This is a genomic window from Pseudomonas sp. SW-3, assembly GCF_016615645.1.
GTDB classification, from domain to species: domain Bacteria; phylum Pseudomonadota; class Gammaproteobacteria; order Pseudomonadales; family Pseudomonadaceae; genus Aquipseudomonas; species Aquipseudomonas mandelii.
This window is the reverse complement of sequence record NZ_CP067098.1, coordinates 1,069,665-1,088,794: the sequence shown is the minus strand read 5'-3', so window position 1 is coordinate 1,088,794 and position 19,130 is coordinate 1,069,665. Positions and strand designations below refer to the sequence as shown.

The following is a 19,130-nucleotide window of genomic DNA, read 5'->3' as shown; positions in this document are numbered from 1 at the left end:
ACGCCCTTGGGCTCAGGTGCGCTCGGCCCAGGCCGCGCTGCTGAAAAATTTCATAGTGACCGCATGGATGCTGCCATCGGTGATCCATGGGTTCAAATGGGCATAGATCTGCTGCTGACGCTTCACCGGGCTTAACGCCGCCAGTTCATCGCTAATCACGTTCAGCTGGAAATTGCAGCCTTCGCCCTCAACTTCTACCAACGTTCCGGGCAGCTTTCCTTCAAGGAAGCTCTTCACTTCTACGGCCTGCATGCTCAACCTCAATCGGCGCCCTGTGCGCGCGGGTCGGACATCATACAAAAAAGCCCCGCGCCTGCGAACCCCGCGAAGCAGGACTCTGACGGGGGGCTTCTTTATAGATGCTGGTTAGGGATGCGCCAACAGCTCGGTCAATTCGCTGACCTGAGCGATTTCACGCATGTCTTCTGGCATTCCGCGGATGCTCAGCGCCTTGCCGGCCGCCTCTGCATCGCGCATGAAGCACAGCAGCAGGGACAAGCCTACGCTGCTGGACTTCAACACTGCCGAACAATCAACCACCAGTTCGGCGGCCTTGCTGGACTTGATCAACGCCTGCCCCTGCTTGCGCAGACCAGGGCCGGTGCGGTAATCCAGCATGCCGCTCAGTCGCAGCTCGCCGGTTTCGCTCATGCGAATGGCCGACACACTCATTGGGCAGACTTCTCGGAGGCGTCTGCGGTTTTATCCTTGGCCTTGGCGACTTCCCCGGCCCAACCGTTGATGGTCTTGTCCAGGTCATTGCCATTGCGCTGCATCGCATCGGCGAACTGATCGCGGAACAGCTTGCCGATATTGATGCCGTTGATGATCACGTTGCGCAGTTTCCACTCGCCGTTGATCTTCTCGAGTGTGTAAGACACAGGATAGATCGAGCCGTTGGAGCCTTTGACCGTCATGGCAACGCTGGTACGGTCTCCGGACTCATCCTTGGCAGGGTCGACGGTGATGCCCTGATTGTTGTACTCGAGCAAGGCGTTGCCATAGAACTGGAACAGACCTCTCTTGAAGTTTTCTTCGAAGGTCTTCATCTGCGCCGGCGTTGCTTTGCGCGAGTATTTGACCGTCATGATGCTTTTGGAAATGCCCTCGGCATCCACGACCGGCCCGACGATGGTGTTCAGCGCCGTGTAAAAGTCTTGTGGGTCCTGCTTGTACTTCTCTTTGTTGGCCGACAGGTCTGCAAGCAACCGAGTCGTGGTGTCCTGCACGATTTCGTGCGCTGAGGGCGCTGCCACGGCGTTAGCCATCAACGGCAGGGCCGCGAGTAATACCAACAGGCCACGTCGCAAGGTAGAGATCATTCAAAAGCTCCTCATTTGGCGTCTTTGCTAACGGTATTGAGCAGGAATTTACCGATCAGGTCCTCGAGCACCAGCGACGACTGGGTGTCGTGGATGGTTCCACCATCCTTGAGCAAGCCTTCTTCGCCGCCCACGCTGATGCCGATGTACTTCTCGCCCAACAGGCCAGCGGTCAGGATAGATGCAGTGGAGTCGGTCGGCAGGTTATCTACGCGCTTTTCCAGCTGCATCGTCACTCGACCGGTGAAACTGTCGCGGTCCAGATCGATCGCCGTGACCTTGCCGATGGTCACACCGGCCATGGTCACTTTAGCTCTGACCGTCAAACCGGCGATATTGTCGAAATATGCATAAAGTTTATAAGTATCGGTGGTGGCACTTGGGGACAGGCCACTGACCCGCAACGCTAGCAACAGCAAAGCCAGGATGCCAGCCAGCAAGAAAAGGCCGACACCGATTTCCAGGGTGCGGTTTTGCATCAGAAATCTCCAAACATCAAGGCGGTCAAAATAAAGTCCAGGCCGAGCACAGCCAAAGAGGCGTACACCACGGTCTTGGTAGTGGCACGACTGATCCCCTCGGAAGTGGGCTCGCAGTCATAGCCTTGGAATACGGCGATCCAGGTCACGACGAAGGCAAAGACGATGCTCTTGATGATGCCGTTGAGCACATCATCGGTGAACGTCACGCTGTTCTGCATGTTGGACCAGTAGGAACCTTCATAGACACCCAGCCAGTCGACAGCCACCCACGAACCGCCCCAGATACCCACCACGCTGAAAATCATCGCCAGCACTGGCAGGGAAATGAAGCCGGCCCACAGGCGCGGGGCAATGATGTACTTGAGCGGGTCGACGCCAATCATTTCCAGACTGGACAACTGTTCGGTGGACTTCATGTTGCCGATTTCGGCGGTCAGCGCCGAACCTGCACGCCCGGCGAACAGCAGTGCCGTGACCACGGGGCCGAGTTCGCGCAACAGCGTCAGCGCAACCATCTGCCCCACCGCCTGCTCCGAACCGTAGCTGGACAGGATGTTGAAGCCTTGCAGCGCCAGCACCATGCCGATGAACACCCCGGAGACCACAATGATCACCAGGGACATCACGCCCACCGAATGCAGTTGCTTGATCAGCAGGCCAAAGCCGCCGCCGATACCACCGCGACCGAGCAAGGCATGAAACAGGAAAATCGCCGAACGGCCGAACACCGCCAGCACATCGATGCCGGCATGGCCGAACCGACGCACGCGTTCCAATAGTGAAATCTTGCGCATCAACGCTTCCCCAGAAGATCTGCGCGGTAATCCGTCGCTGGAAAGTGGTATGCGACCGGACCGTCGGGATCGCCGGTCATGAATTGACGAATCCGCGGTTCCTGCGAGTTCATCAGCTCCTCGGGAGTGCCCTGCCCCAACACCTGGCCGTCGCCCACCACATAGATGTAGTCGGCGATGCTGGCGGTCTCGGCCAGATCATGGGAGACCACGATACTGGTGATGCCCAACGCATCGTTGAGCAAGCGGATCAGGCGCACCAACACGCCCATGGCGATAGGGTCCTGGCCGACAAAGGGTTCGTCATACATGAGGATCTGCGGATCGAGGGCAATCGCCCGCGCCAGCGCGACACGGCGCTTCATGCCACCGGACAGTTCGTCGGGCATCAGCTCGATGGCGCCACGCAACCCCACGGCCTGCAATTTGAGCAGGACGATGTCACGGATCATTTCTTCCGGCAGCTCGGTATGAACGCGCAGCGGAAAGGCGACGTTCTCGAACACGTCGAGGTCGGTAAACAGCGCGCCGCTCTGGAACAGCACACCCATATGCTTGCGCGCATCGAACAGATCGCTGCGCGACAGCTTTGGCAGGTTCTGGCCATTGACCCAGACTTCGCCCTTGGTGGGCCGCAACTGCGCGCCCATCAACCGCAACAGCGTGGTCTTGCCACACCCGGAAGGCCCCATGATGCCGGTGACCTTGCCGCGCGGGATACGGATATCGACGTTATTGAAAATGCTGCGCGCACCGCGCTTGAAGGACAGTCCCTTCAGCTCGACCGCGTAGGCGTTATCGGCACTCATCTAAACTCCTTGCGATGCAGCCTCACACTCGGACGCCTGTCTTTCTGACGAAAGCACATACCTCCACGGGCAGGCCGAACTGGCGGCGAACTATATCACTGCAAAGGCCAAGCGCCCAAGGCCCACGCCGGCCCATGTTCAGCAACTTGACAGGCAAAAAGCCTTGTTCAGAAGGGATTCAGTAACAGGGAATGACAAAGCGTGACGAACTTGCGTGAGGGTTTTGATCATTACCGCTATAATCGCCGCCTTTTCATCAGGCTATACGATTTCTGACATGAGCCAATCCAGCGACCTGATTCAATCTGCACAACGCACCATCCGCCTCGAACTGGAAGCCGTACAAGGCTTGCTGCCCCATATCGACGCAGATTTTGTACGCGCTTGCGAGATGATTCTGGACAGCAAAGGCCGCGTGGTCGTGGTCGGCATGGGCAAATCGGGGCACATCGGCAACAAGATCGCCGCCACCCTGGCCAGCACCGGCACCACGGCCTTTTTCGTGCACCCGGCCGAAGCCAGCCACGGCGACATGGGCATGATCACCCGCGACGACATCATCCTCGCGCTGTCGAACTCCGGCTCCACCAATGAAATCGTCACCCTGCTGCCCCTGATCAAGCGTCTGGGCATCAAATTGATCAGCGTGACCGGCAACCCGGACTCGCCGCTGGCCAAGGCCGCCGAGGTCAACCTCAACGTTCACGTAGAGCACGAAGCCTGCCCGCTGAACCTGGCACCGACCTCGTCGACCACCGCCGCGCTGGTCATGGGCGATGCCCTGGCCGTTGCGCTGCTGGAAGCCCGGGGCTTTACCGCTGAAGACTTCGCCTTTTCCCATCCAGGCGGCGCGCTGGGTCGACGGCTGCTGCTGAAAGTCGAAAACGTCATGCACGCCGGCCAGGAGCTGCCGCAGGTTCAGCGCGGTACGCTGCTCAAGGATGCGCTGATGGAAATGACCCGCAAGGGCCTGGGCATGACCGTGATCCTGGAAGCCGATGGCAAACTGGCCGGGATCTTCACCGACGGTGACTTGCGCCGCACACTGGACCGCAGCATCGACATCCACAGCGCCACCATCGATCAGGTCATGACCGCGCACGGCAAGACTGCTCGCGCCGAGATGCTCGCCGCCGAAGCCCTGAAAATCATGGAAGACCACAAGATCAACGCACTGGTCGTGGTCGACAGCGAAGACCGCCCGGTCGGCGCCTTGAACATGCACGACTTGCTGCGTGCGGGAGTAATGTAATGAGCACGGACCTGCTGCAACGCGGCAAACAGATCAAACTCGCGGTGTTCGACGTCGATGGCGTACTGACCGACGGGCGCCTGTACTTTCTCGAAGACGGCAGCGAATTCAAGACGTTCAACACCCTCGACGGTCAAGGCATCAAGATGTTGATGGCAGCCGGCGTGCAGACCGCTATCATCAGCGGCCGCAAGACACCGGTGGTCGAACGGCGGGCGAAGAACCTCGGCATTCCACACCTTTACCAGGGTCGTGAAGACAAACTGGTGGTGCTCGACGAACTTCTTGCCCAACTCAACCTAAGCTATGAACAGGTCGCCTACCTGGGCGACGACTTGCCGGACCTGCCGGTGATTCGCCGCGTGGGTCTGGGCATGGCCGTAGCAAACGCTGCCAGCTTCGTGCGTGAACACGCCCATGGCATCACCCTGGCCCGTGGTGGCGAGGGTGCCGCTCGCGAATTCTGTGAATTGATCCTGCGCGCCCAGGGCCGCCTCGATGCGGCCAACGCCGCGTACCTGTGAGCCCATTATGCTGAGCAAAAAGATTCGTAACATCCTGGTGTTCGGCTGCATCGCGGCGCTGTTCGCCGCGGTCGGCTACTGGAACATCAGCCCGGAACGCTTCCTCGACAAGCCGGTGGTCACGGTCGATGAAAGCGCAATCGACTATTACGCCCTCAACGCCCACAGCGTTCAGTACCTGCCGGACGGCAAACTGCAATACGAAATGACGTCCGATAAGGTCGAACACCTGAAAGCGAGCGAGGTGACGTTGCTGACCAACCCTGACCTGAACATGTTTCGCGGTACGCAGTTTCCGTGGCACGTCCAGAGTGAGCGCGGCGAAGTCAACCCGGACGGCACTCAGGTCGAGCTGATCGACTCGGTGCGCATCACCCGTTTCGACGAGAAAAACCGCCGAACCCTGATTACCACCACCCGAATGACGGTGTTCCCGCAGCAGCAATATGCGCAGACCGATCAACCCGTTAGAATCGACGGCGCTGGCGGTGTATCGACAGGCAACGGAATGAAAGCGTATTTGAAAGAAAGCAGGATACACCTGCTATCGAACGTAAGAGGACAGTATGAGGCTCGTTAAAACTCTCCCTATTTTGCTCAGTCTGGGCGCAGCACTGGGAAGCGTGAGCGCCTGGGCTCTGCCGAACGATCAAGAGCAGCCTATCCGCATTCAGGCCGACGACGCCCAACTGGACGACAAGAATGGCGTTGCCACCTATAAAGGTGACGTGATCATCACTCAGGGCTCGATGAAGGTCACCGGTAATACCGTGACCATCACCCGCACCCCGGCTGGCGACATCGACGTGGTGACCTCGGTGGGCAACCTCGCCTACTTCGAGCAGATGCAGACGGCCGGCGACACCAAGCCTGTTCAGGGCTGGGGCGTGACCATCCAGTACCACGCCTCGCAAAACCGCGTCGTGCTGATCGACAAGGCAAAAGTTGTCGACAAGGACAACAACGTCACCCAGGGCGAAAAAATCGTCTACGACACCCAGAAAAAGCTTGCGAGCGCCGGGCGTGCTACGGGTAGCAAGGTTACCGAGTCGCGTCCGCGCATCGACATGGTGATCCAGCCCAAGCCGAAAAACGACGCGAAAAAGGCTCCTTAATGGCAACTCTGAAAGCTCAGCATCTGGCCAAGAGCTACAAGAGCCGCCAGGTCGTGCGTGACGTCAGCCTGTCCATCGACAGCGGTCAAATCGTCGGCCTGCTAGGCCCTAACGGCGCCGGCAAGACCACCTGTTTCTACATGATCGTCGGCCTGGTGCAGGCCGATCAGGGTCGCGTGCTGATCGACGACCTGGACGTCAGCCACCAGCCAATGCACGGTCGTGCGAAGGCCGGTATCGGCTATCTTCCGCAAGAAGCGTCGATCTTCCGCAAACTCTCGGTCGCCGATAACATCATGGCCATCCTCGAGACCCGCAAGGAACTCGACAAGGCCGAGCGTCGCAAGGAACTGGAAAGCCTGCTTCAGGAATTCCACATCAGCCACATCCGCGACAACCTAGGCATGAGCCTGTCCGGTGGTGAACGTCGTCGGGTGGAAATCGCCCGGGCACTGGCCACCAACCCGAAATTCATCCTCCTCGACGAACCATTCGCCGGCGTGGACCCGATTTCGGTGGGCGACATCAAGCAGATCATCTACCACCTCAAGGCCAAAGGCATTGGCGTGCTGATCACTGACCACAACGTCCGTGAAACCCTGGATATCTGCGAAACCGCCTACATCGTCAACGATGGTCAACTGATCGCCGAAGGTGACTCCGCCACCATCCTGGCCAACGAACTGGTCAAGGAAGTGTATCTGGGCCATGAATTCCGCCTTTAAGCAGTAAGGTGTCTGGCTGATTGTCCGGGCGCTCGTCTCGATAAAAAATCAATACTTTTTTATTGTTACAGCGCTCTAGGCAAACGCTGCAGTTTCGGGCATATAATTTGCTTATGTTTGGCGCTCCGGCGCCCTGTAGTGGATGGCGCATGTGCGCCGGCGAATAAGGTGTTAAGCCCCTGCCATGAAACCATCGCTAGTCTTGAGAATGGGCCAGCAGCTGACGATGACACCGCAGCTGCAACAGGCCATCCGCCTGCTCCAATTGTCGACCCTGGACCTGCAACAGGAAATCCAGGAGGCCCTGGAGTCCAATCCGATGCTCGAACGCCAGGAAGAAGGCGACGACTTCGATAACGCCGACCCCTTGGCCGACAAAGCCGAACAGCTCCCCAACGCCGACATTTCGGAACCCTCCTACCAGGAAACCGCCCCGACGGTGGATAACCTCGAGGAAGGCGACTGGAACGAGCGCATTCCCAACGAGCTGCCCGTTGATACCGCGTGGGAAGACGTCTACCAGACCAGTGCCAGCAGCTTGCCGAGCAACGATGACGACGAGTGGGATTTCACCACCCGCACATCGGCCGGTGAAAGCCTGCAAAGCCATTTGTTGTGGCAACTGAACCTGGCACCGATGTCCGACACCGATCGTCTGATCGCCGTGACCCTGATCGACTGCATCAACAATCAGGGCTACCTGGACGAAACCCTCGAGGAAATTCTCGAGGCCTTCGATCCGGAACTGGACATCGAACTGGACGAAATCGAAGCCGTCCTGCACCGCATCCAGCAATTCGAACCGGCCGGCATTGGCGCCCGCAACCTGGGCGAATGCCTGCTGCTGCAATTGCGCCAACTGCCTGCCAAGACGCCTTGGCTGGCCGAAGCGAAACGCCTGGTCACCGACTACATCGACCTGCTCGGCAGCCGCGATTACAGCCAGCTCATGCGTCGCATGAAACTCAAGGAAGATGAACTGCGCCAGGTCATCGAGCTGGTGCAGAGCCTCAACCCGCGCCCGGGCTCGCAGATCGAGTCCAGTGAAGCCGAATATGTTGTCCCTGACGTGATCGTGCGCAAGGACAATGAGCGCTGGCTGGTCGAGCTGAACCAGGAATCGGTGCCACGGCTGCGGGTCAACGCCCAATACGCCGGTTTTGTGCGCCGCGCCGACACCAGCGCCGACAACACCTTCATGCGCAATCAGTTGCAAGAGGCCCGCTGGTTCATCAAGAGCCTGCAAAGCCGCAACGAAACCCTGATGAAAGTAGCCACTCAGATCGTCGAGCATCAGCGCGGCTTTCTTGAATACGGCGACGAAGCGATGAAGCCGCTGGTCCTGCATGACATCGCCGAAGCGGTGGGGATGCACGAGTCGACGATTTCACGGGTCACCACGCAAAAATTCATGCATACCCCTCGGGGCATATATGAACTGAAATACTTTTTCTCCAGCCACGTCAGCACCTCCGAAGGCGGTGAATGCTCGTCCACAGCGATCCGCGCGATCATCAAAAAACTGGTTGCCGCGGAAAATCAGAAAAAGCCGTTGAGTGACAGCAAGATCGCTGGTTTACTGGAGGCACAAGGCATTCAGGTGGCTCGCCGCACCGTCGCCAAGTACCGCGAATCCCTCGGGATCGCGCCTTCGAGCGAACGCAAGCGGTTGATGTAGAGCCACGCCACAGCGTTCCAGTGGCAGGCATTTCTGCCTGCCGCTTTATGCACTGGCAACGAAGGAGAAGCTGTATGCAAGTCAACATCAGTGGACACCAACTGGAAGTGACCGAACCTCTTCGCACCTACATCGGCGAAAAACTCGAACGATTAGAGAGGCATTTCGACAAGATCACCAACGTGCAGGTCACGATGACGGTCGAAAAGCTCAAGCAGAAAATCGAAGCCACGCTGCATATTCCCGGCAATGAAGTGGTCGCAAACGCGGAGCATACCGATATGTACGCGGCGATCGACGCACTGACCGACAAGCTGGATAAACAACTCAAAAAGCATAAGGAAAAGACCCAAAGCCTCCTCCAGGGCGCGACCGGTCGTTAACACTCCCAACCCATGATCCGACTTGAAAGCATCCTGACCCCCGGCCGTTCCCTCGTGAACGTGCCGGGCGGCAGTAAAAAGAAAGCCCTCGAGCAAATTGCCAACCTTATCCACAAAGAAGTGCCGGATCTGGAGATGCAAGATGTCTTCGAGGCTCTGATTGCCCGTGAAAAACTCGGCTCAACCGGTTTTGGCAACGGCATCGCCATTCCCCACTGCCGCCTGAAGGGCTGCACCTCGCCCATCAGCGCCCTGATGCACCTTGATGCACCCATTGATTTCGACGCCATCGACGGCGCCCCGGTTGACCTGCTGTTCGTTCTGCTGGTCCCGGAAGCCGCTACCGATGCGCACCTGGAGTTACTGCGCCAGATCGCCAGCATGCTCGACCGCAAGGAAGTGCGCGAAAAACTGCGCAGCGCCCCGAGCAATGAAGCCTTGTATCAGGTTGTCCTGGACGAGCAAAACGGTCATTAACCATGCGCTTGATCATCGTCAGTGGCCGATCCGGCTCAGGTAAAAGTACCGCACTCGATGTTCTCGAGGACAACGGCTACTACTGCATCGACAACCTGCCCGCCGGATTGCTGCCGGAACTGGCCGAGCGCGCGCTGATTCATACCGAGCTGGCACAACCGCTGGTCGCGGTATCCATCGATGCTCGCAACCTGCCGAGTCACCTGTCGCGGTTTCCGGAATTGCTTGAAGAAGTCCGCAGCCGGCATATCAAGTGTGATGTGCTGTACCTGGACGCCGACGAAGAAACGTTGCTCAAACGCTTCTCGGAAACCCGCCGCCGCCACCCGCTGAGCAACGCCAATCGCTCGCTGGCCGAGGCAATTCAGGACGAAAGTGCGCTGCTGGGTCCGATCGCCGATCTGGCGGACCTCAAGGTGAACACCACCAACCTGAACCTGTATCAGCTGCGCGATACCATCAAGCTGCGTCTGCTGAACCAGCCGGAAGCGGGCACGGCGTTCCTGGTGGAGTCTTTCGGGTTCAAGCGGGGCATGCCGGTTGATGCAGACCTGGTGTTCGACGTGCGCTGCCTGCCCAACCCTTACTGGAAGCCGGAATTGCGCGACCAATCCGGGCTTGATCAACCGGTGGCCGAATACCTGGCGGCACAACCGGACGTCGAAGAGATGTTCCAGGACATCTCCACGTACCTGCTCAAGTGGTTGCCGCGCTTTGCCGCCAGCAACCGCGCTTATGTCACCATCGCCATTGGCTGCACCGGCGGGCATCACCGCTCCGTCTACCTGACCGAACGTCTGGGCCAGGTCCTGCAACAATCCCTGAAGAACGTCCAGGTTCGCCACCGCGACCTCAGCTAAAGGATTCACATCGCGATGCCTGCTCGGGAAATTGAAATCATCAACAAGCTGGGCCTTCATGCCCGCGCTTCGGCAAAATTCGTTGGCGTTGCGGGTCGGTTCCCGGGTTGCACCATCAGAGTAGGTCGTACGCCAGAATCCGCGGTCGATGGCAAAAGCATCATGGCCATGATGATGCTTGCGGCCGGCAAGGGCACCAAAATCCACCTGAGCACTGAAGGCGAGCAGGAACAGGAAGCGATGGATGCGCTGGTCGAACTGATCAATAACTACTTCGACGAAGGCGATTAAACATTCGCCTAAGCGAGCGCCGTATCCATCACCATCATCAAACAAAACCCGATCAACAACCCAAGACTCGCCAGCTTGTCGTGACCATTGCGCCGCGACTCGGGAATCACTTCATGGGTGACCACCAGCAACATCGCCCCCGCCGCCAACGCCAACCCTAACGGCAACAGCAATTCGGCCAGGCTCACCAGCCAGGCGCACAACAGCGCAAAGACCGGCTCCACCAGACCTGATGCCGCACCGATCAGGAAAGCTTTGACCCGCGACATCCCCGCCCCTGCCAGTACCAGCGCGATCACCAACCCTTCCGGCACATCCTGCAACGCAATGCCCATGGCCAGGCTGTCAGCATCCGGCATCCCACCACCGGCCGAAACCCCGACCGCCATGCCTTCGGGGATGTTATGGGCAATGATGGCAAATACAAACAACCAGATCCGTGGGGGGATGACCGGGCGCTCCAGGGTTCCAACGAGCATTTCCGGCGAGGCGCCCGACACTTTACGGTCCACCAGAAACAGCCCGAACGCGCCAAGCATGATGCCGAAGCTGATAAGGCCACTGGCCGCCCAGGGTGTCAGCCCCAGGCTTTCAGCAGCCGAGATCCCCGGAACGATCAGCGAAAACGCCGTCGCCGCGAGCATCACTCCGGCACTAAAACCGAGCAACGTATCGCTGACCGCCTGCGGCATGCGGCGAATCACCAGCACCGGAACCGCACCCAACGCAGTGCCCAGGGCACAAATCGCCCCGCCCTGCAGTGCACGCAGCAGCTTGGGTTCGAGATCGAGCCACGCCAGCCCGTGCGCGACCAACAACGACATGCCCGCCAACAGCAATAGCGATCCCACCGCGTAACGAAACATTCGTCCGCTGCCAAACGCCAGTGTTTCAGTACCCATAGTCAGCCTTGGATTGTTTTTATAGAGGACTTAAACCAGCGCAGCCTGATAACGCGTAGCGACTTCAGGCCAATTGATCACGCTGTAGAACGCATTGATGTATTCCGGACGACGGTTCTGATATTGCAGGTAGTAAGCGTGCTCCCACACATCCAGGCCAAGGATCGGCGTATTGCCATTCATCAACGGGCTGTCCTGGTTGCCGCTACTTTCCACTATCAGGGTCTTTTGCGGCGTGACGCTGAGCCAGGCCCAGCCACTGCCAAAGCGGGTCAGCGCAGCTTTGGTGAAGGCATCCTTGAAACTGTCCAGGCCACCCAGTTGCTCATCAATCGCCTTGGCCAGCGCACCTTCGGGTTTGCCGCCACCGTGAGGCGCCATCACTTCCCAGAACAGCGAATGGTTGGCGTGGCCGCCGCCCTGATTGATCACCGCCGCGTGGAGCTTTTCCGGCAGCTGCCGGACGCTGGCGACCAGTTTTTCCACCGACCACTCGGCAAATTCGGTGCCTTCGACCGCGGCGTTGAGATTATTGATGTAGGTCTGGTGGTGCTTGGTGTAATGGATCTCCATGGTCTGCGCATCGATATGCGGTTCCAGGGCATCGTAAGCGTAAGGCAGGGCAGGCAAGGTAAAAGCCATTTCAATGGACTCCATGGTGTAGAGGCGCAGGCGATGCGGTATCGGTGTGCAGCAAACGGTGGGTGCGCGGATATTCGCCGTGGTCGCTGATGAAATTCAGCAGCTCGACATAGGTTTTGCTGCTTTGGCGCTGTGCGGCTTCACGCAGTGCCGGGGCCAGGCGCGGGTCCTGCAGGGTTTGCAACAACCGCTGATGGATCGCGCACAAATATTCTGCGCTCTCCTCCGGCTGGTTCAGACGCAAATGCAGATCCGCCAGGTTGTGATGGGAAATCACGCAGGCCGCCACCGCTTCGTCGGCATCCGCCCAGCGCTCGAACAACACCTGGGCCAGGGCAAGTGCCTGCAAGTAAGCCTCGCGGGCATCGACCAATTCGCCCAGCATGAAATGGCGATTGGCCCTTTCGATCGTGCGTTTCCAGTGCTCCATGGTGAGCCTCCAAAGCGGTAGCGGTGATTACACGCCGCCTGCTGTGAGCTTCTCTGGGTTGAGTAATTCTTCCAGTTGGCTGCGCGTCAGGTCGGTGTGCTCCAGGGCGACATCGATCACCGGACGCCCCTGTTGATAGGCCTTCTTGGCGATTTCAGCGGCTTTTTGGTAACCAATGATCGGGTTGAGTGCGGTCACCAGAATCGGGTTGCGCGACAGCGCCTCTTTGATTCGAGATTCGTTGACCTTGAAGCTGGCGATGGCCTTCTCACCCAGCAGATGACTTGAGTTGGCCAGCAATTCGATGCTGCTCAGCAGGTTCTGGGCGATGATCGGCAGCATCACGTTCAGCTCGAAATTGCCTGACTGACCGGCGATGGTGATGACTGTGTCATTGCCGATCACTTGGGCGGCGACCATGGCAGTGGCTTCCGGGATCACCGGGTTGACCTTGCCGGGCATGATCGAAGAGCCCGGCTGCAAGGCTTCAAGTTCGATTTCGCCGAGGCCGGCCAGCGGGCCGGAGTTCATCCAGCGCAGGTCGTTGGCGATTTTCATCAGCGAAACCGCTGTCGCTTTAAGCTGGCCGGAGACCGCCACCGCAGTGTCCTGGGAGCCGATCAGCGCAAACAGATCCTTGCCCGGCGTGAACTGAACGTGGGTCAGCTCGCTCAGCTGTTGGCTGAAACGCGCTGCGAATTGCGGATGTGCATTGATCCCGGTGCCGACCGCCGTACCACCCTGAGCCAGGGATTGCAGGCTCGGCAGCAAGTCCTGCAAGTGACCGATGTTGGCCTTGAGCTGCTGCGCCCAGCCATTCAGGACCTGACTCATGCGCACCGGCATGGCGTCCATCAAGTGCGTGCGACCGGTTTTGACGTGGAGATGAACCTCTTCAGCCTTTCGCTCGATGACCTGCACCAGACCCACCAGCGCCGGCAGCAGCTGCTCATGCAAGGCAAGTGCAGCGCTGACATGGATGGTGGTCGGGATGATGTCATTGCTGCTTTGACCGCAGTTCACATGATCATTAGGGTTCACCGGCTCGCCGAGCAGGCGGCTGGCCAGGGTGGCAATCACTTCGTTGGCGTTCATGTTGGAACTGGTGCCGGAGCCGGTCTGGAAGATGTCCACCGGGAAGTGCTGCATGAAGTCGCCCTGAAGCAGCCCCAGTGACGCATCGACGATGGCTTTGCCCTGGGATTCGCTGATTTGCTTGAGCTCGACATTGGCACGGGCAGCGGCGGCTTTGGCCAGAATCAGCGACCGGATGAACTGCACTGGCATCGGCTTGCCGCTGATCGGGAAGTTATCCACCGCACGTTGGGTCTGTGCGCCATAGAGGGCGTCCACCGGGACTTGAAGCTCGCCCATGCTGTCGCGCTCAATACGAGTCTGAGGGTCTGTCATCAGAAAATCCTTGCACCAGTTCGTTTAGGGGAATCGAGGGCTGTAACTCGCAGATCGCCAGTTGCCAGGTGTAGCTTTGCCAGCGTTTGAGGCGGCATTTGCACAGAGAGAGGCGTTCGAGTTCGCGCAGCGGGCGCCAGGCTTGGTCGAGGCAGTAAGTCCGCCAGTGCCACGGCAGCGCGACATCGGCGGCGGTGTCGAGCAACAAACGGAAGGACGTCTCGGCGATGGTCCAGGGAGAAGTGGCCGTGCAACACGCCAGATACCGGCCTTCAGCCAGGTAATGTTCGATCAGGCGCGGCTCTTCGGGGTCCATCGCGCAACGGATCTGGCGACTCATCCAGCGCCAGCTTTCGAGGTAAGGCTGCTCGTGCAAGGCAGAACTCATGATCCGGGCTCATTCGGTAATGAGATTTATTATTAGATGATAATGAGAACCAAAACAACCCCGCAAGCACGCACCGGACGCCAGTGTGGGAGCGAGCCTGCTCGCGAAGGCGACCGAATATTCAATATCTGTGTCGTCTGACACTCCGCTATCGCGAGCAGGCTCGCTCCCACAGGGAACGGTGCATGGCACATAAAAAAAGCGCGCCACCTGATGGGTGGCGCGCTTTTTTGCTTAGCGGTAAGGGTTTAGCTGCCCGCGACGGTCATCCGCTCGATCAACACCGAACCGGTGCGAATATTACTGCGCAATTCCAGGTCATTACCGACGGCAACGATCTGCTTGAACATGTCGCGCATGTTGCCGGCGATGGTCACTTCCTGGACCGCGAACTGGATTTCGCCGTTCTCGACCCAGTAACCCGCCGCGCCCCGGGAGTAATCGCCGGTGACCATGTTCAGGCCCTGGCCCATCAGCTCGGTGACCAGCAAGCCACGCCCCATGCGGCGCAGCAAGGCGGCTTGGTCTTCATCACCATGGGTGACGAACAGGTTGTGCACGCCACCCGCGTTGGCGGTGCTCGGCATGCCCAACTTGCGCCCGGAGTAAGTGCCGAGGATGTAGGACACCAACTCGCCTTTCTCGACGAACGGTTTGGCGTAAGTCGCCAGACCATCACCGTCGAACGCCGAACTGCCCATGGCGCGCATCAAGTGTGGACGCTCATCGATGGTCAGCCATTCCGGGAACAGTTTCTGACCCAGCGTGCCTTCAAGGAACGACGATTTGCGATACAGGCTGCCGCCGGAAATCGCCGAGAGGAAGCTGCCGAACAAGCCACCGGCCAGTTCCGCGGAAAACAGCACCGGCACTTCACAGGTCGGCACCGGACGCGCGCCCAATCGGCTCGCGGCCCGTTGCGCGGCACGCTGGCCGATGCTCACCGGGTCGGCCAACAAGTTACCCTGACGGTTCACGTCGTACCAGTAATCGCGCTGCATCTGGCCGTCAGCCTCGGCGATCATCACGCAGCTCAGGCTGTGCCGGGTCGACGCATAACCGCCAATAAAACCGTGGCTGTTGCCGTAAACGCGACAGCCTTGATGGGTGCTGAGAGTCGTACCGTCGGCGTTCTTGATCCGACTGTCGGCGGCAAATGCCGCGGCTTCGCAGGTCAGCGCCTGCTCGATGGCCTGCTCCGGGGTGATGTCCCATTCATGGAACAGGTCGAAATCCTGCAGATCCCTGGCCATCAGCGCGGCATCTGCCAGGCCGGAAGCTTCGTCTTCGGAGGTGTGCTTGGCGATGGCCAACGCCGCCGCGACGGTTTCACGAATCGCCTCAGGACCACTGGCCGAGGTGCTGGCCGAGCCTTTGCGCTGACCGACGTACAAGGTGATGCCAAAGCCCTGGTCGCGGTTGAATTCGACGGTTTCGACTTCACGCTGGCGCACCGAGGTGGACAGGCCCTGCTCCAGGGACACGGCCACTTCACAGGCACTGGCCCCCTGACGCTTGGCTTCAGCGATGATCTGCTCGACTTGTTCTTGCAGTGCCGGCAACGCTTGTGGGCCGACGCTTTCAACTGCACTCATGCTGTTCTCCACTCAAATTCTGCTTTCGGCTGGGGCCTTCGAGCGACCGGGCCGGACAAGCGGCCCCCGACTGGTTATCATGGCGGCGTTTCTTTGCGGACGGCCACCATGGTTGATTCTTACGACGACTCCCTCGATACGGGAGAAAAAAGCAAATCCCAGGTTAAACGCGAGCTTCATGCTCTGGTTGACCTCGGCGAGCGCCTTACAACGCTCAAGCCTGACTTGCTGGCAAAACTGCCGTTGACCGACGCTATGCGCCGGGCACTGGCTGATGCGCCCAAGCACACCGCGAATATCGCGCGTAAACGGCACCTTATGTTCATCGGCAAACTGATGCGCGATCAGGACACTGACGCCATTCTGGCGCTGCTCGATCAACTCGATGCCTCCACCCGGCAGTACAACGAACGTTTCCATGGCCTGGAACGCTGGCGCGATCGCTTGATCGCGGGCGACGATGCGGTCCTGGAGAAGTTCGTGCTCGACTACCCGGAGGCTGATCGTCAGCAGTTGCGCTCCCTGATCCGTCAGGCCCAGCACGAACTGGCGACCAACAAGCCACCGGCATCGAGCCGTAAAATCTTCAAGTACATCCGTGAGCTGGACGAGACTCAACGCGGCCTGCGTTAAATCTCGAATCGGGTGAGTCGCCAAGCGGCTCACCCGAAGCTCCATCCTTTTACGATCCTGTGCCACCCACAGTGATCGCATCGATTTTCAGCGTTGGCTGGCCGACACCCACCGGCACCGACTGCCCATCCTTGCCACACGTCCCCACGCCACTGTCCAGCGCCAGATCGTTACCGACCATCGACACCTTGCTCATGGCTTCCGGGCCGTTGCCGATCAACGTCGCGCCTTTGACCGGGGCAGTGATTTTGCCGTCTTCGATCAGGTACGCCTCGCTGGTGGAGAACACGAACTTGCCGCTGGTGATGTCCACCTGCCCGCCGCCGAGGTTGGCGCAATAGATGCCGCGCTTGACCGACTTGATGATTTCTTCCGGGTCGCTTTCGCCGGCCAGCATGTAGGTGTTGGTCATCCGTGGCATCGGCAGATGCGCATAGGACTCACGACGACCGTTGCCGGTGCGGGCCACGCCCATCAGGCGTGCGTTGAGCTTGTCTTGCATGTAACCCTTGAGCACGCCGTTTTCGATCAATGTGGTGCACTCGGTCGGGGTGCCTTCGTCGTCGACGCTCAGGGAACCACGACGACCGGCCAGCGTGCCGTCATCGACAATGGTGCACAACTTGGACGCAACCATCTCGCCCATGCGCCCGCTGTAGGCCGAACTGCCCTTGCGGTTGAAATCACCTTCCAGACCGTGGCCGACCGCTTCGTGCAGCAGCACGCCGGACCAGCCCGAACCCAACACCACCGGCAACGTACCGGCCGGCGCAGGAATGGCTTCAAGGTTGACCAGCGCCTGACGCAGCGCTTCACGGGCGTAGCCCATGGCACGGTCATCGCTGAGGAAATAGCGGTAATCGGTACGACCGCCACCGCCATGACCACCGCGCTCGCGGCGACCGTTTTGCTCGACGATCACGCTGACGTTGAAGCGCACCAGCGGCCGCACATCGGCGGCCAGGCTACCGTCGGTCGAAGCGACAAGAATGCGCTCCCAGACGCCGGCCATGCTTACGGTGACTTGCTGGATACGCGGGTCGAGGGCGCGAGTCGCGACGTCGATGCGCTTGAGCAGTTCGACTTTTTCCGCGCGGCTCATCACTTCCAGCGGGTTGTCCGGCCCGTACAACTGGGTGACGTCCGCCGAGGTGAACGCCTGCACCGTGCCATTCTGCCCGGCGCGGGAGATCGAACGTGCCGCCCGGGCCGCAGCGCCGAGGGCTTCCAGGGTGATGGCATTGCTGTAGGCGAAACCGGTTTTTTCACCCGATTGCGCACGCACGCCCACGCCTTGGTCGAGGTTGAAGCTGCCCTCCTTGACGATCCCGTCTTCCAGCGCCCAGGACTCGGAAATCTGCCCCTGGAAATACAGATCCGCCGCATCGATGCCCGGACCGGCCAGATCGCCGAGCACACCTTGCAGGCTCTCGATCGTTACGCCACCGGGCGCCAGGAGGTGTTCACTGACGGAGGACAACAACTCGCTCATATGTTTACGCCTTAAATTCGTCGTTCCGGGCAGGTCGCTGTGCGCCCTGCGAGAAAAAGCGCCGGTGACTGGACACCGGCATCCGCGTCCTGATGGACGCCTGTTCGCTGCTATCGCGTTCGGCCAGCAGCACGGCCTCGCCTTGATCCTGTTGTGCCAGCACGCGTCCCCAAGGGTCGACGATTGCAGCGTGCCCCCAGGTTTCTCGCGGTCCCGGATGCGTCCCACCCTGGGCGGCCGCGAGCACATAACATTGCGTCTCGATGGCCCGCGCGCGAATCAGCACCTCCCAATGTGCTGCGCCGGTCACCGCGGTAAATGCCGACGGTGCGGTAATCAATTGCGCGCCCGCAGCCCGCAATTCGCTGTACAACTCCGGGAAACGCAGGTCGTAACACACTGTCAGGCCGACCCGGCCGACGGGCGTGTCCGCCACCACAATCCCACTGCCATAAGCATAGTCATCGGATTCGCGATAACGCCCGCGATTGTCTGCCACATCCACGTCGAACAGGTGCAGCTTGTCGTAGCGCGCCACCGTTTCGCCCTGATCATTGACCAGCAACGAACAGGCATGCGCCTTGGACGTCGGATGGCCCAACGGCGGCAACGGCAACGTGCCGGCCACTATCCATAACTTGAGGTCACGGGCGGTCTGTTTCAACCACGGCAGGATCGGACCTTCACCCAACGCCTCGGCGCGGCCGATGTCAGCAATGTCGCGACGGCCCATGGCGGCGAAGTTTTCCGGCAGTACCGCCAGCTGCGCGCCACCCGCCGCCGCCTCTTCGAGCAGATGCCGGGCCCGGGCCAGGTTGGCCAGCACGTCGCTCTGGCTGACCATTTGAATCACCGCAAAAGACATGGCCTTTTCCTTATCGGGAATCAACACAACCCTGTAGGAGCGAGGCTTGCCCGCGAAGGCA

Annotated in this window: 25 protein-coding genes; 11 read left to right on the top strand and 14 right to left on the bottom strand. The window is 59.6% G+C overall.

What is annotated here, in order from left to right; all coding sequences use genetic code 11:
• Positions 1 to 12 precede the first annotated feature (12 nt).
• From JIO00_RS04755 to JIO00_RS04730, 6 genes are all read right to left on the bottom strand, one after another.
• The gene (locus JIO00_RS04755) at positions 13 to 252 is read right to left on the bottom strand and encodes a BolA family protein (RefSeq protein WP_007912386.1); all 240 of its coding nucleotides are present in this window, start codon (positions 250 to 252) and stop codon (positions 13 to 15) included.
• A gap of 114 nt (positions 253 to 366) precedes the next feature.
• Positions 367 to 672 (bottom strand): STAS domain-containing protein, encoded by a 306-nt coding sequence (locus JIO00_RS04750; RefSeq protein ID WP_010463303.1) that lies wholly within the window; start codon positions 670 to 672, stop codon positions 367 to 369.
• Positions 669 to 1,322 (bottom strand): MlaC/ttg2D family ABC transporter substrate-binding protein, encoded by a 654-nt coding sequence (locus tag JIO00_RS04745; protein WP_010463306.1) that lies wholly within the window; start codon positions 1,320 to 1,322, stop codon positions 669 to 671. The genes JIO00_RS04750 and JIO00_RS04745 overlap by 4 nt, the downstream gene beginning before the upstream one ends.
• A gap of 11 nt (positions 1,323 to 1,333) precedes the next feature.
• A complete protein-coding gene (gene mlaD, locus JIO00_RS04740) occupies positions 1,334 to 1,801 on the bottom strand; it encodes an outer membrane lipid asymmetry maintenance protein MlaD (RefSeq protein WP_010463308.1) in 468 nt (155 codons plus the stop codon).
• The gene (gene mlaE / locus JIO00_RS04735) at positions 1,801 to 2,598 is read right to left on the bottom strand and encodes a lipid asymmetry maintenance ABC transporter permease subunit MlaE (RefSeq protein WP_010463310.1); all 798 of its coding nucleotides are present in this window, start codon (positions 2,596 to 2,598) and stop codon (positions 1,801 to 1,803) included. Before mlaE ends, mlaD begins: the two co-directional genes overlap by 1 nt.
• Positions 2,598 to 3,407 (bottom strand): ATP-binding cassette domain-containing protein, encoded by an 810-nt coding sequence (locus JIO00_RS04730; RefSeq protein ID WP_010463312.1) that lies wholly within the window; start codon positions 3,405 to 3,407, stop codon positions 2,598 to 2,600. The genes mlaE and JIO00_RS04730 overlap by 1 nt, the downstream gene beginning before the upstream one ends.
• 277 nt (positions 3,408 to 3,684) lie before the next feature.
• Here JIO00_RS04730 and JIO00_RS04725 point away from each other — a divergent pair, with 277 nt between their 5' ends.
• The 10 genes from JIO00_RS04725 to JIO00_RS04680 all read left to right on the top strand — a co-directional run bounded on the left by JIO00_RS04725 (position 3,685) and on the right by JIO00_RS04680 (position 10,712).
• Positions 3,685 to 4,659 (top strand): KpsF/GutQ family sugar-phosphate isomerase, encoded by a 975-nt coding sequence (locus JIO00_RS04725; RefSeq protein WP_010463314.1) that lies wholly within the window; start codon positions 3,685 to 3,687, stop codon positions 4,657 to 4,659.
• Complete coding sequence (locus tag JIO00_RS04720) at positions 4,659 to 5,183, top strand: KdsC family phosphatase (protein ID WP_007941249.1); 525 nt, start codon at positions 4,659 to 4,661, stop codon at positions 5,181 to 5,183. The genes JIO00_RS04725 and JIO00_RS04720 overlap by 1 nt, the downstream gene beginning before the upstream one ends.
• 7 nt (positions 5,184 to 5,190) lie before the next feature.
• Complete coding sequence (gene lptC / locus JIO00_RS04715; RefSeq protein WP_010463318.1) at positions 5,191 to 5,763, top strand: LPS export ABC transporter periplasmic protein LptC; 573 nt, start codon at positions 5,191 to 5,193, stop codon at positions 5,761 to 5,763.
• Positions 5,750 to 6,298, top strand: coding sequence for a lipopolysaccharide transport periplasmic protein LptA (gene lptA, locus JIO00_RS04710; RefSeq protein WP_042932376.1), 549 nt, complete (start codon positions 5,750 to 5,752; stop codon positions 6,296 to 6,298). Before lptC ends, lptA begins: the two co-directional genes overlap by 14 nt.
• Complete coding sequence (gene lptB / locus JIO00_RS04705; RefSeq protein WP_010463322.1) at positions 6,298 to 7,023, top strand: LPS export ABC transporter ATP-binding protein; 726 nt, start codon at positions 6,298 to 6,300, stop codon at positions 7,021 to 7,023. The genes lptA and lptB overlap by 1 nt, the downstream gene beginning before the upstream one ends.
• Before the next feature lie 184 nt (positions 7,024 to 7,207).
• Positions 7,208 to 8,701, top strand: a complete 1,494-nt coding sequence (locus tag JIO00_RS04700; RefSeq protein ID WP_010463324.1) for an RNA polymerase factor sigma-54 — start codon at positions 7,208 to 7,210, stop codon at positions 8,699 to 8,701.
• Between the two features lie 74 nt (positions 8,702 to 8,775).
• Positions 8,776 to 9,084, top strand: a complete 309-nt coding sequence (hpf, locus tag JIO00_RS04695; RefSeq protein ID WP_007941242.1) for a ribosome hibernation-promoting factor, HPF/YfiA family — start codon at positions 8,776 to 8,778, stop codon at positions 9,082 to 9,084.
• A gap of 12 nt (positions 9,085 to 9,096) precedes the next feature.
• Positions 9,097 to 9,561, top strand: a complete 465-nt coding sequence (ptsN, locus tag JIO00_RS04690) for a PTS IIA-like nitrogen regulatory protein PtsN (protein ID WP_056742951.1) — start codon at positions 9,097 to 9,099, stop codon at positions 9,559 to 9,561.
• A 2-nt stretch (positions 9,562 to 9,563) separates the two neighbouring features.
• Positions 9,564 to 10,421: an RNase adapter RapZ gene (gene rapZ / locus JIO00_RS04685; protein WP_010463332.1), complete on the top strand. Its 858-nt coding sequence runs from the start codon at positions 9,564 to 9,566 to the stop codon at positions 10,419 to 10,421.
• A 15-nt stretch (positions 10,422 to 10,436) separates the two neighbouring features.
• On the top strand, positions 10,437 to 10,712 hold the full coding sequence (locus JIO00_RS04680) for an HPr family phosphocarrier protein (protein ID WP_077747424.1): 276 nt from the start codon (positions 10,437 to 10,439) through the stop codon (positions 10,710 to 10,712).
• An 8-nt stretch (positions 10,713 to 10,720) separates the two neighbouring features.
• Here JIO00_RS04680 and JIO00_RS04675 read toward each other — a convergent pair whose 3' ends face one another.
• The 6 genes from JIO00_RS04675 to pmbA all read right to left on the bottom strand — a co-directional run bounded on the left by JIO00_RS04675 (position 10,721) and on the right by pmbA (position 16,079).
• Entirely contained in the window at positions 10,721 to 11,614 is an 894-nt protein-coding gene (locus tag JIO00_RS04675; protein ID WP_200667752.1) for a ZIP family metal transporter, read from the bottom strand.
• Between the two features lie 30 nt (positions 11,615 to 11,644).
• Positions 11,645 to 12,256, bottom strand: a complete 612-nt coding sequence (locus tag JIO00_RS04670; RefSeq protein ID WP_077747422.1) for a superoxide dismutase — start codon at positions 12,254 to 12,256, stop codon at positions 11,645 to 11,647.
• Between the two features lies 1 nt (position 12,257).
• Positions 12,258 to 12,686 carry a hypothetical protein gene (locus tag JIO00_RS04665; RefSeq protein WP_200667751.1) on the bottom strand — a complete coding sequence of 143 codons (429 nt, stop codon included), beginning with the start codon at positions 12,684 to 12,686 and terminating at the stop codon, positions 12,258 to 12,260.
• Between the two features lie 27 nt (positions 12,687 to 12,713).
• Positions 12,714 to 14,096: a class II fumarate hydratase gene (locus JIO00_RS04660; RefSeq protein WP_169856357.1), complete on the bottom strand. Its 1,383-nt coding sequence runs from the start codon at positions 14,094 to 14,096 to the stop codon at positions 12,714 to 12,716.
• A complete protein-coding gene (locus JIO00_RS04655) occupies positions 14,071 to 14,484 on the bottom strand; it encodes a FagA protein (protein ID WP_200667750.1) in 414 nt (137 codons plus the stop codon). Before JIO00_RS04655 ends, JIO00_RS04660 begins: the two co-directional genes overlap by 26 nt.
• Before the next feature lie 248 nt (positions 14,485 to 14,732).
• Positions 14,733 to 16,079: a metalloprotease PmbA gene (pmbA, locus tag JIO00_RS04650; protein ID WP_010463346.1), complete on the bottom strand. Its 1,347-nt coding sequence runs from the start codon at positions 16,077 to 16,079 to the stop codon at positions 14,733 to 14,735.
• Positions 16,080 to 16,187: 108 nt separating this feature from the next.
• Here pmbA and yjgA point away from each other — a divergent pair, with 108 nt between their 5' ends.
• Positions 16,188 to 16,712, top strand: coding sequence for a ribosome biogenesis factor YjgA (gene yjgA, locus JIO00_RS04645; protein ID WP_010463348.1), 525 nt, complete (start codon positions 16,188 to 16,190; stop codon positions 16,710 to 16,712).
• Between the two features lie 49 nt (positions 16,713 to 16,761).
• Here the strand turns inward: yjgA and tldD are convergent, their stop codons facing one another.
• Together tldD and JIO00_RS04635 are read right to left on the bottom strand one after the other, a co-directional pair.
• Positions 16,762 to 18,204: a metalloprotease TldD gene (gene tldD, locus JIO00_RS04640; RefSeq protein ID WP_010463350.1), complete on the bottom strand. Its 1,443-nt coding sequence runs from the start codon at positions 18,202 to 18,204 to the stop codon at positions 16,762 to 16,764.
• Positions 18,205 to 18,208: 4 nt separating this feature from the next.
• Complete coding sequence (locus JIO00_RS04635) at positions 18,209 to 19,069, bottom strand: carbon-nitrogen hydrolase family protein (protein WP_010463351.1); 861 nt, start codon at positions 19,067 to 19,069, stop codon at positions 18,209 to 18,211.
• Between the last annotated feature and the right edge of the window lie 61 nt (positions 19,070 to 19,130).